Source organism: Stenotrophomonas sp. 99219_Sma (genome assembly GCF_056480785.1).
In genome coordinates this window covers 2,847,853-2,859,495 of the sequence record NZ_CM151117.1, presented here as the reverse complement: position 1 = coordinate 2,859,495, position 11,643 = coordinate 2,847,853, and the positions used below count along the sequence as shown (strand labels likewise).

General features: G+C 61.7%; 11 protein-coding genes. All 11 read left to right on the top strand.

Annotated features, from left to right (window positions below):
* Window positions 1–208: 208 nt before the first annotated feature.
* The 11 genes from ACZK13_RS13145 (at window position 209) to ACZK13_RS13095 (ending at window position 11,591) form a co-directional block, all read left to right on the top strand.
* The gene (locus ACZK13_RS13145; RefSeq protein WP_478481770.1) at window positions 209–466 is read left to right on the top strand and encodes a hypothetical protein; all 258 of its coding nucleotides are present in this window, start codon (window positions 209–211) and stop codon (window positions 464–466) included.
* Window positions 467–502: 36 nt separating this feature from the next.
* Window positions 503–2,182, top strand: coding sequence for a type IV secretory system conjugative DNA transfer family protein (locus ACZK13_RS13140; protein ID WP_478481768.1), 1,680 nt, complete (start codon window positions 503–505; stop codon window positions 2,180–2,182).
* Window positions 2,183–2,609: 427 nt separating this feature from the next.
* Window positions 2,610–3,056 carry a hypothetical protein gene (locus ACZK13_RS13135; protein ID WP_032129529.1) on the top strand — a complete coding sequence of 149 codons (447 nt, stop codon included), beginning with the start codon at window positions 2,610–2,612 and terminating at the stop codon, window positions 3,054–3,056.
* A 91-nt stretch (window positions 3,057–3,147) separates the two neighbouring features.
* A complete protein-coding gene (locus tag ACZK13_RS13130) occupies window positions 3,148–4,203 on the top strand; it encodes a VirB8 family type IV secretion system protein (RefSeq protein ID WP_032129528.1) in 1,056 nt (351 codons plus the stop codon).
* Window positions 4,200–4,979, top strand: a complete 780-nt coding sequence (locus ACZK13_RS13125; protein ID WP_006374751.1) for a TrbG/VirB9 family P-type conjugative transfer protein — start codon at window positions 4,200–4,202, stop codon at window positions 4,977–4,979. Before ACZK13_RS13130 ends, ACZK13_RS13125 begins: the two co-directional genes overlap by 4 nt.
* A complete protein-coding gene (locus tag ACZK13_RS13120; RefSeq protein ID WP_006374750.1) occupies window positions 4,976–6,241 on the top strand; it encodes a TrbI/VirB10 family protein in 1,266 nt (421 codons plus the stop codon). Before ACZK13_RS13125 ends, ACZK13_RS13120 begins: the two co-directional genes overlap by 4 nt.
* A gap of 14 nt (window positions 6,242–6,255) precedes the next feature.
* Window positions 6,256–7,299, top strand: coding sequence for a P-type DNA transfer ATPase VirB11 (gene virB11 / locus ACZK13_RS13115; RefSeq protein WP_049398229.1), 1,044 nt, complete (start codon window positions 6,256–6,258; stop codon window positions 7,297–7,299).
* Between the two features lie 3 nt (window positions 7,300–7,302).
* Window positions 7,303–8,286: a lytic transglycosylase domain-containing protein gene (locus ACZK13_RS13110; protein ID WP_071227599.1), complete on the top strand. Its 984-nt coding sequence runs from the start codon at window positions 7,303–7,305 to the stop codon at window positions 8,284–8,286.
* A gap of 73 nt (window positions 8,287–8,359) precedes the next feature.
* On the top strand, window positions 8,360–8,770 hold the full coding sequence (locus ACZK13_RS13105; protein ID WP_006374697.1) for a TrbC/VirB2 family protein: 411 nt from the start codon (window positions 8,360–8,362) through the stop codon (window positions 8,768–8,770).
* Window positions 8,763–9,071, top strand: a complete 309-nt coding sequence (locus tag ACZK13_RS13100; RefSeq protein WP_006374695.1) for a VirB3 family type IV secretion system protein — start codon at window positions 8,763–8,765, stop codon at window positions 9,069–9,071. The genes ACZK13_RS13105 and ACZK13_RS13100 overlap by 8 nt, the downstream gene beginning before the upstream one ends.
* Window positions 9,072–9,152: 81 nt before the next feature.
* Window positions 9,153–11,591 carry a VirB4 family type IV secretion/conjugal transfer ATPase gene (locus tag ACZK13_RS13095; RefSeq protein WP_032129524.1) on the top strand — a complete coding sequence of 813 codons (2,439 nt, stop codon included), beginning with the start codon at window positions 9,153–9,155 and terminating at the stop codon, window positions 11,589–11,591.
* Window positions 11,592–11,643 lie beyond the last annotated feature (52 nt).

Sequence of the window (11,643 nt, the reverse complement as noted above, 5' to 3'; positions counted from 1 at the left end):
GTGCATTGTACTGCTGCACCGCAACAGCAGCAGCCACGCTGGGGGTAAATCAGCGTTTGATCCGTGGGGTTGCGGCAAGCCGGGCACGGGCTCGGTACGAAAGCAGGTTCGGCGCATTGTTGTCGGCGTCCTGCATGTAATGACGACATGGACGTCGGCATGATGCGAAACACAGGGGCTGCGGAGTGCTGGAACAAGGAGGATGTCGATGCAGGAATTCATGCATGTGCTGGAGACGCGCGGCCGCTATCAGCTGGTAGCGGTGTCCTACGCGCCGGTGTACGCTCCGGGCGATGTGGTCGGCCATGCGGTCGTCGCCGACGATGGGGATCGTCTGACCGACCTGATGTCGCTGGCCGAAGCGCGCCAACGCCTGCAGGCACTGGCGCGTGAAGAGGGCGAAGAGCCCGGGCTGGAGAACGAAAACCACCTGCGGAAGAAGGCGTCGCGCTGGCGCCGCCGCTAGGCCGTCGCGCCCTTGTGCGCATCATGGAGGATCCGGGTGTTGCCCAGTAAGAAGTATCTGCTCATCGCCATCATCACGCTGGCGACCCTGCTGCTTGGTTTCGTGTTTTCCGGTTACCTGACCCTGTTGTTGCTGGGGTTGGACACCAAGCTGTTCACATGGAACACCTACTACCAGTACTTCAACGCGCTGGGCCAGCCACAGGTCGCGCCCTTCGTGGGCAAGATCAAGTGGGCTGGTTATCTCGGTTTCGGCCTGCCGCTGCTGGTGCTGCTGGTGACCGGCCTGGTGCTGCTGCTGAAGAAGGACAAGCGCTCGTTGCACGGCGACGCGCGCTTTGCCACCGGCGCCGACCTGTCCAAGCACGGCATGTTCAAGAAGACCGGCCAGAGCATCGTGGTTGGCAGCCATGGCGGCAAGCTGGTGCGGCTGGACGGCCAGCAGTTCGTGATCCTTGCAGCGCCCACCCGTTCAGGCAAGGGCGTGGGCGTCGTCATCCCGAACCTGCTGGAGTACGGCGAATCGCTGGTGGTGCTGGACATCAAGCAGGAGAACTTCGACCTGACCAGTGGCTGGCGTGCCAGTCAAGGGCAGGAGATCTACCTGTTCAATCCTTTCGCCGAAGATCGGCGCACGCACCGCTGGAACCCGCTCAGCTATGTTTCCGATGACCCGGCGTTCCGTGTCTCGGACCTGATGAGCATCGCCGCGATGTTGTATCCGGACGGGGCCGAGGACCAGAAATTCTGGGTCAGCCAGGCGCGCAACGCGTTCATGGCCTTCACCCTGTATCTGTTCGAAAACTGGGACGACGAGCGCAGCAGCGGTTTCCCGGGCGGCTCGGGGACGCCCACGCTGGGCGCTGTCTACCGGTTGTCGTCGGGGGACGGCACCGATCTGAAGAAGTACCTCAAGGCATTGTCGGAGCGGTCGTTCCTCAGCGCCAACGCGCGTTCGGCGTTCGCCAACATGCTGTCCCAGGCCGACGAGACCTTCGCCTCGATCCTGGGCACCTTCAAGGAGCCGCTCAATCCCTGGATCAATCCGGTGCTGGACAAGGCCACCAGCAGCAACGACTTCCTGCTGACCGATGTGCGCAGGAAGAAGATGACCATCTATATCGGCATCCAGCCCAACAAGCTGGCCGAGAGCCGGCTGATCATCAACCTGTTCTTCAGCCAGTTGATCAACCTCAACACCAAGGAACTGCCCAAGTCCAACCCGGACCTGAAGTTCCAGTGCCTGCTGTTGATGGACGAATTTACCTCGATCGGCAAGGTCGAGATCATCGCCTCGGCGGTGTCCTACATGGCCGGTTACAACATCCGCCTGCTGCCGATCATCCAGAGCATGTCCCAGCTTGATGCCACCTACGGCCGGGAAGTGTCACGCACGATCATCACCAACCACGCACTGCAGATCCTGTACGCGCCGCGCGAGCAGCAGGACGCCAACGACTACTCGGACATGCTGGGCTACACCACCGTCCGCAAGAAGAACGTCACCCATGCCCGTGAGAAGACCCATAACTTCACCGAAGAGCGGCGTGCACTGATGCTGCCGCAGGAGCTGAAGGCGATGGGGCCGGACAAGGAAGTATTCCTCTACGAGGGCATACCGCATCCGGTGAAGTGCGACAAGATCCGCTATTACAAGGATCGCTATTTCACATCGCGGCTGCTGCCGAAGGTCGACGTTCCGATGCTTAACGTCTAATTCACGTCGCTAAATTTGTGACGTAGATTCATATTCACCGACGTGAAAGCGTGAGCTGAGTCAAAAATTCGGCATCTGTTCATAGATTTTCAGACTTGTCTGACATGGAATTGACGCGTGGTTGTGTAACTCTGTGTGCGTCATCCAGAAGTGTGTGCTGGATGGCAAAAGTTGTAACGCAGGGTGGCCAGGAGTTTGTGCCATGGAAACAAGGATGGTTTCGACGTTGGTGAGGGTGTGCGGGTGTGTCGTCGGCAACGTCTGGCGGCCCCGCGACCTGGTTGGCAGCTTTCGGGCTGCAGGGGAGCCGGGGCAGGTGTGCTGCATGCCAGCGCGTCTCCCCGATTCCGGCGTGCGCCATGCAGCGCCGGACGGCCAGGGAACCAACGCTCGGGACTGCTTTTTCGTACGTCAAAGTGAAGCCCGTATGAATCAGGCGTTTATCGCGAAAATCTCCATCGCCGCAGTTGCGGCGCTGATGGTGGCAGGGTGTGCCACCAAGTCCGCCCCCGATTTCGGTGGGCGCTGGAAGCCGGTCAACCGCTTTGCCGTGGCGACGACCGAGATCCCGCTGTATTCCAGCTACGTCTACCAGGCCTCGCCGATGGATGGCACGCTCAAAGCCATGCTCGAGCGCTGGGCAAAGGATTCCGGACGAACACTGGACTACCGCCTCAGCTCGGACTTCACGCTGTATGGCGCGGTCTCGAAGATCGACACCACCAATGCGCAGCAGGCCGTGATCGATCTGACTTCGGCGTATTCGGCGCAAGGCATCTCCGTCTCCATTGTTGGCAACCAGATCGTTGTGCAGAGCGCAGGCTCGACGCCCACCGCGTCGGCGCAGGGCGCTGATTCCAACAGCGGCACCTGAGTCCACCTCGAAACCATCGAACGTGCCGCTCCCCGCGCGCCTGTCGCAGGGGCTCCATGCCCATTGATGTTTCAGCAGTACGGAAGAATCCATGTTCCGCAAGAAGGATCCCGGCAACAGTCCCAAGGTCGAGCAGTCGGTCGCCAAGGCGGTCAGCTACGAGATCACCGTGGCCGACATGGCGCGTCGCAGCGAGCGCCGTGCCTGGTGGGTCGCCACGGGCTCGTTGCTGATGTCGCTCGCACTGGCGGGCGGCTACTACTACATGCTGCCGCTGAAGGAGAAGGTGCCGTTCCTGGTGATGGCCGATGCGTACACGGGTACCGCGACGGTCGCACGCCTGAGCGGGACCTTCCAGGGCGAGACGATTACCAGCAACGAAGCGATCAATCGCAGCAATGTGGCCCAGTACGTACTGGCGCGCGAGTCGTACGACTCGGCGGTGATGGGCCTGCGCGATTGGGAACTGGTGTTCGTGATGTCCACCGATCCGGTGGCGCAGTCCATGCGCGTGCGCTATGCCGGCAACAACCCGCAGAACCCGTTCGTCATGTATGGCCGCGAACGTGCCATCCGGGTCAAGATCCTCAGCATCACGCCGCTGGGCGCCGAAGCGAACGGCAGCTTCCGCGGCGCTTCGGTGCGCATCCAGCGCAGCCTGCTGGACAAGCGCACTGGCGTTGCCACCTACCTGGACAACCAGCTGGTGACGATGCGCTTCGGCTACAACCAGAACCTGGCGCTGTCCGAGCAGGATCGCATCCTCAATCCGCTGGCCTTCCAGGTCACCGAGTATCGCGTCGACAACGACTATTCCCGTGGCGTCCCGGTGCCGGATGACGGCGCCATGCAGGCGCAGGCGCAGCAGGCTGCACAGGCCGCGCAGCAGGCCCAGGGTGTCTACGATCCCAACAACCCGGCCGCGGCCACGATGATCGATCCGGCCACCGGCCAGCCGGTCGCCGTCCCGGCCAATGGCCCGACGCCGGGCCAGCCGATGCCGGGTCAGCCCGTACAGGGGCAGCCCATGCCGGGTCAGCCGGTGCAGGGGCAAGCAATGCCGGGGCAGGCCATGCCCGGACAGCCGGCCATGAGGCCGGCGCAGAACAATTCCACCGGAACTGCTGATGGAGCAAGCAACCGATGAGTAGTCGAAATATCAGGGGAAGCGCACTGGCGCTGCTGTCGATGTTGTCGCTGTTGTTTTCAGCAGCGGCGATGGCGCAGGCGGTGGACCATTACGAGTACGAGAAGGACCGCATCTATCCGGTTCGCACCGGCCTGGGCCTGACCACCCAGATCGAGTTGAGCCCGAACGAGAAGATCCTCGACTACAGCACCGGCTTCAGCAGCGGCTGGGAACTGACCCGTCGCGAGAACGTGTTCTATCTCAAGCCGAAGAACGTCGACGTCGACACCAACATGATGGTGCGCACCGAGACCCATTCCTACATCTTCGAGCTCAAGGTGGTGGCCACTGACTGGCGCCAGCTGGAACAGGCCCGTCGTGCTGGCGTGCAGTACAAGATCGCCTTCACCTACCCGAACGACACCGTGTTCGGCGTCGCGCAGGAAGCGGTGGAAGAGGAGGCGCAGCCGCTGTTGAGCTCTGAACTGGCCAAGGACCGCCAGTACAACTTCAACTACTCCTATTCGACCAGCAAGGCGAAGAAGATGGGTTGGCTGATCCCGGTCAACGCCTACGACGACAGCCGTTTCACCTACCTGAAACTACCGAATTCGCCGGAGTACAAGACCGGTATCTTCCCGGCCGTGTTCGGTCGTGAAACGGAATACGGTGAAGACTTCGTGGTCAACACCACGGTTGAAGGCAATACGCTGATCGTGCACGGGACCTACCCGTACCTGGTCATCCGCCACGGCGACTTCGTCGTCGGCCTGCGAAGGAACGTGAAGAAATGAGCCAGCAGAACACTCCCGGAAACGACCCGAACAACGGACGCGACGAGAGCCAGAGTCCGTACGGTGCACAGGCTGCTCCGGAGGCGCAGACGAATCCGTACTTCGGCACGACCCAGGCTGAGCCTGCACCGGATCTGGACGCGGCCGCGCCGCAGCTGCGCTCGGCTGAAGAGCAGCGATTGAACCGCAAGGCGCTGCTGTTCCTGGGCGGTATCGTGGTGCTGCTTGTTGCCATGGGCTTCCTGCTTTTCCGCAAGGGCCAAGACAAGGACGATGCGCCGAAGGTGCCGGATGTTGCGCGCGCGAGCACGCCAACACTGCCGGATGCTGTCCAGACCGATCCGGGTCCGGCGCAGGCAATGCAGCCCGTTGATCCGATTCCGATGTTGCCGCCGCCTCCATTGGGGCCGAGTCGCCCTGAGCCGCCAGTGACGTTGGAAGATCGCTCCGCGGGCCCTCGTGGTCCGACGCTTGCCGAACGTCGGATGGGTGCCAGTGCCGACGGTTTCGTTGGCAATGGCGGTTCACAGGATGAGGAGCGCTCGCAGCAGGCGGGCATGGACGAATACACGCGGGCAATGCTGCAGCAGATGAACGGGCAGCAGAATGCAGCGCCAGCGCGCGTGCGTCGTGGCCCCGACGTGGATGACGTGTCCAATGCCAGCTACATCCGCAGCCCCGATGCGCTGCTGGTGCGAGGAACCTATCTGCGCTGTGTACTGGAAACCCGCATCATCACTGACATCGCGGGCTACACCTCGTGCCTGGTGACAGAGCCGGTGTACTCGATCAACGGCCGCAATCTGCTGCTGCCGAAGGGCTCCAAGATCTATGGCGCCTATGGCGGTGGTCCTACCGGCAAGCGGGTGGAAGTGATCTGGGACCGCATCACCACGCCGAACGGTATTGACGTGGCAATGTCCAGCCCGGGCGTTGATCAGCTGGGTGGCGCAGGCCACCCGGGCCAGTACAGCGCGCACTGGGGCAGCCGTATCGCGTCGGCGCTGATGATCAGCCTGTTGGCCGACGCGTTCAAGTACGCCGCCGCCGAACATGGCCCGGAGACCACCACGGTGGCCAACAACGGCATGACCATCCAGTCGCCCTATGAGAGCGCCACCGCGCGCACCATGGAACGCCTGGCCAACGAGTCGCTCAGCCAACGTCGCCCGCCGACCGTGACCATCAACCAAGGCACCATCGTGAATGTGTACGTCGCCAAGGACGTCGACTTCACGAGCGTGCTGCATCCTCGCCGGTAACCCAACGAACGATCATGGACGCTGAAGTGTCACCCCTTGCCCTCGTCTCCAGCGATTTCCTGCGCTATCAATACGAAGTGCTGGGTATTGCCGAGTACATGACCTCGCCGGAGGTGACGGAAATCTGCATCAACCGTCCCGGTGAGCTGTACCTGGAAACCCGGGCAGGGTGGCAACGGGTGGACGTGCCGGGCCTGACCTTCGAGCGGGCCCGGCAGTTCTGCACGGCGGTGGTGAACGAGAGCAACACCGGCCAGCGCATCACCGATGCCGATCCGGTGGTCTCGCTCACGTTTCCCACCGGCCAGCGTGCCCAGTTCGTGATTCCGCCGGCGTGCGATGCAGGCAAGGTGTCGATCACCATCCGTCTGCCGTCCAAGCACACCAAGTCGCTCAGCCAGTATCACGAAGATGGGTTCTTCAACCAGATCCTGGAAAGCGATGGCAGCATCAGCGAGCAGGATCGCGAGCTGCTGGAGCTGCGTCAGCAGCGCGAGTACGCCGAGTTCTTCCGGCGTGCGGTGATGTACCGCAAGAACATCGTGGTATCCGGTGCGACCGGTAGCGGCAAGACCACCTTCATGAAAGCGCTGGTCAATCATATTCCGGACAACGAACGCCTGGTCACGATCGAGGACGCGCGCGAGCTGTTTCTGACCCAACCCAATGTGGTGCACCTGCTGTACTCCAAGGGTGGGCAGAGCACCAGCAATGTCAGTGCCAAGAGCTGCATGGAAGCCTGCCTGCGCATGAAGCCCGAGCGCATCATCCTGGCCGAGCTGCGCGGTGACGAGGCGTTCTACTTCATCCGCAACTGCGCATCGGGCCACCCGGGTTCGATCACCAGCTGCCATGCAGGCAGTCCGGAGCAGACCTGGGACCAGTTGGCCCTCATGGTGAAGGCCTCCACCGAAGGTTCGGGCCTGGAGTTCAACGTGATCAAGCGACTGTTGATGATGACCATCGACATCGTCGTGCATATCAAAGCGCACGCCGGTTCGCGCTACATCACCGGTATCGATTTCAATCCTGGGCGTGCCCAGGGGCAGGAGGGCTGAAGGATGCTGCCAGGACTGGAGATGATGGCGTGCCCGGAGATGGCGGTGTCGATGGACGTGATGCAGCACGTCATCAACGTTGAATCGTCACGCAACCCTTATGCCATCGGCGTAGTCGGTGGCGCTCTGGTGCGCCAGCCCAAGGCGCTGGACGAGGCACTGGCGACGGTTCGGATGCTGGAAGAGAAAGGCTACAACTTCTCCATCGGGCTGGCCCAGGTCAACCGCTATAACCTCGGCAAGTACGGTCTGGATTCCTACGAGAAGGCTTTCCAGCAATGCCCGAACCTGCAAGCGGGTTCTCGGATCCTCGCCGAGTGCTACAAGCGCTCCGGTGGTGACTGGGGCAAGTCATTCAGTTGCTACTACTCGGGCAATTTCGAGACCGGCTTCCGCCATGGCTATGTGCAGAAGGTCTATGACTCGATGCGCCGCGGGCAGCAGCTTGCCAGCAATGGTGTTGCACCGATCGACGTGGTGAGTCGCGGCGAACGCCGCAGCGTGAAGGTCGAGCATCACCCGCAGCTCGCTTCGCCGGCGCAGGCGCGCATCGTTGCGCAGGCGAGTGGCCCGGTGTACGTGCCGTCGGAAGACCCGGCACGTGCGTATGTCGTGTATCCGTCCACCGGTGCAATGGCGCGGGGCAGCCTGCTGAACATCGCCGACCAGGCGCTTTCCAAAGTGGTACTGGGCTCGGTGGATCGGATGATGCAGCCGCAGGCGCAGCCCACCCAAGGGGCCGCCTATCCGCAGCAACAGGCCGGTGGCATGCCGCAGCAGCTGCCTCAGCAGGGTCCGGCGCAGGCGATGGCCATGCCGCAGCAGTTGCCAGGTGCTGCAGGTGGCAGCAACGAGGGCCCTGTGATGTTGCGGCCCTGGAATGAGCGCAATCAGCCAGTGGCCGGCAATGGCAGTTCATATAACGCACCGGCACAGTCCGCACCGGTGCAGCAGATTCCCGCAGGGGATGCGGCCTTCGTGTTCTGACGAAGTCGTGGTACGGCCAGTCCCCCGGCTGGTCGATTCAGTTGTGTTAGTCCATCAACAAGGAAATCAATCCATGAAGCGATCCAATCTCGACCTCGTCCAGGCCCAGCGCACGCTGAAGACCCTGCTGATGGCCACTCTGTTCGTCGGCGCACTGTTTGCCCCGCAAGTCTTCGCCAACGGCGCCACCGACTTCGGCGGCACCGACAAGAAGGTCTGCAGCTTCTTCAACAACATCAACGGCCTGCTGAACATCGCCTCGATCGCCGTGGTCACCATCGCGGTGATCTTCGCTGGTTACCAGATCGCCTTCGCGCACAAGCGCATCGCTGACGTCGCCCCGATCCTGATCGGTGGCGTGCTGATCGGCGCCGCAGGCCAGATCGCGCGCATGCTGCTGGGTGATGGCAGCGACGGCAAGTGCGGTGGTGGCACCAGCACCTCCTACCTGATCAACCACGTGATCCAGTACTACAGTGCATAAGAACGTCGTGTTCCGCGGCTGCACGCGTCCAGCGATGTTCCTGGGCGTTCCCTACCTGCCATTCTTCATGGTGGCAGGCGGGCTGTTGCTGCTCAGCATGTACACGAACTTCTGGTTCCTGCTCACCATTCCGGTGGCGGTCTTCATCATGCGGCACATGGCCAAGCGTGACGAAATGATCTTCCGTCTGCTGGGCCTGCGCCTGATGTTCAAGCTGAAGGTGCGCAACGTGCAGGAGCACGATGGCATGTGGGTGCTCAACCCCAACCATTACCGCAACAAGCCGGCCCGAATGGATTGAGGTCCGGATCCGGCCTGGCGGGCATCCGCGCCCGCCAGGTCTCTTGAAACTTCTTGGCAGTACCTCTTTGGAAGCAGTCGTATGTTCAGCCCTGACACCTCCATCAGTGAGTTCATCCCGTTGTCGTCGCATGTCGCCCCGAACGTGGTCAAGACCACGGGCGGCGACTACCTGCTGACCTGGCATCTGGAAGGGCTGCCGTTTGTCGGCCGAGAGGAGTGGGAGCTCGAGCATCGCCACAACACGTTCAACCGTCTGCTGCAGACGTTGCGCGCGCCTGACTTTGTCAACGTCGCTTTCTGGGTGCACGACATCCGTCGCCGTCGCACGTTGAAGGGCAAGAGCAACTACAGGCAGCGCTTCAACCAGGACGTTTCCGACCAGTACATGGGCATGCTGTCCTCGCAGCGCATCATGCAGAACGAGCTGTACCTGACCATGATCTATCGCCCGGTGGTGGCGGGCAAACGCTTCGTCGAAAAGTCGGCGAACGTGGAGAAGCTGCGCGCCGAGCAGGAGCAGGCGGTAGAGAAGTTGATGGAACTGGCCGGCAACGTCGAGGCCGTGATCCGCGACTACGCGCCGTATCGCCTGGGTATGTACGAAGCCAAGAATGGCGTGGTGTTCTCGGAAACGCTGGAGCTGTTCGGTTACCTGATCAATCGCATCGACGAGCCGGTGCCGGTGCTGTCGGCACCGATCAAGGATTACCTGCCGGTCAGTCGCCACATGTTCTCGGCCAAGACGGGCGATTTTGCGATCAATACTCCCAACGGTGCCAATCACTACGGCGCCATTCTGAACATCAAGGAGTATGCCGAGGGGACTTACCCGGGCATCCTCAACGGCCTGAAGTACCTCGACTACGAATACGTCATCACCCATTCGTTCAGCCCGATGGGGCGCCAGGACGCGCTGAAGGTGCTCGACCGCACCAAGGGCATGATGATCTCCTCCGGCGACAAGGCGGTCAGCCAGATCGTCGAGCTGGACCAGGCCATGGATCAGCTGTCGTCGGGCAACTTCGTGCTGGGTGAGTATCACTTCATCATGGCGGTCTACGGCGACACCCAGGCCAAGCTTTCGCAGAACGTCGCCTCGACCCGCGCCGAGCTTTCCAATGCCGGTTTCGTATCGACCAAGGAAGACCTGGCCGTTACTTCGTCCTTCTATTCGCAGCTGCCGGGCAACTGGCGCTACCGCACTCGACTGGCCAACGTCAGCTCGCTGAACTTCCTGGGTCTGTCGCCGCTGCACAACTTCGCCACCGGTAAGCAGCACAACAACCCGTGGGGCGACTGCGTCACCACGCTGCAGACCACCAATGGCCAGCCGTACTACTTCAATTTCCATGCGACCCATCCCTCGGAGAATTCGCTGGGTGAGAAGGCGATCGCCAATACCATGGTGATCGGCAAGTCCGGTACCGGTAAAACCGCGCTGATCAACTTCCTGCTCAGCCAGGTGCAGAAGTACGAGCCGTCGCCGACCATCTTCTTCTTCGACAAGGACCGCGGCGCGGAGATCTTCGTGCGCGCCTGCGGTGGCAACTATCTGGCCCTGGAGAACGGCGCACCGACCGGCTTCAACCCGTTCCAGTGCGAGAACAACGAAGCCAACCTGCAGTTCCTGGCTGACCTGATCAAGGTGCTGGCCGGCAAGCGCGAGTACAGCGCCCGTGAGGAAGAGGATATCTACCGCGCGGTGGAGAGCATGCTCGATACGCCGATGCACCTGCGCAGCATGACCAACTTCCAGAAGAGCCTGCCCAATATGGGCGACGATGGCCTCTACGCGCGCATGCGCCGCTGGACCTCGGGCAACTCGCTGGGCTGGGTGTTCGATAATCCGATCGATACCGTTGACCTGAGCAAGGCCAACATCATCGGCTTCGACTACACCGACATCATCGACAATCCTGAAGTGCGCGTGCCGGTGATCAATTACCTGCTGCACCGCTTGGAGTCGCTGATCGACGGTCGTCCGCTGATCTATGTGATGGACGAATTCTGGAAGATCCTGGACGGCGAAGGTGGCCTGAAGGAGTTCGCGAAGAACAAGCAGAAGACCATCCGTAAGCAGAACGGTCTCGGCATCTTCGCTACGCAGAGCCCGGAAGATGCGCTGAAGAGCGATATCTCCGCCGCCCTGATCGAGCAGACCGCTACCCTGATCCTGCTGCCGAACCCGAATGCCAGCAAGAGCGACTATATGGACGGCCTGAAGCTGACCGAGGCCGAGTTCAGGGTGGTGACCGCATTGGACGAGCGCTCGCGCTGCTTCCTGGTCAAGCAGGGCCATGCCTCCAGCGTGTGCCAGCTCAACCTGCGCGGCATGGACGACATCCTGTCGGTGATCTCAGCTTCGACCGACAACATCGATGTCATGCATCGGGTCCTGCAGACGGCCGCGGTCCGCAATCGCGTCACTGTAGACGAGCTCAGCCCGGAGCAGTGGCTGGAAGATTTCTACAAGAACCGGAAGGGATCGGGAAAGGAACCCCGGTCCGACGCGGCCTGATGGCCGTGCGAGCAGGAGACAGGCAAGTGGACGTCAATCAGAACAACAGGAG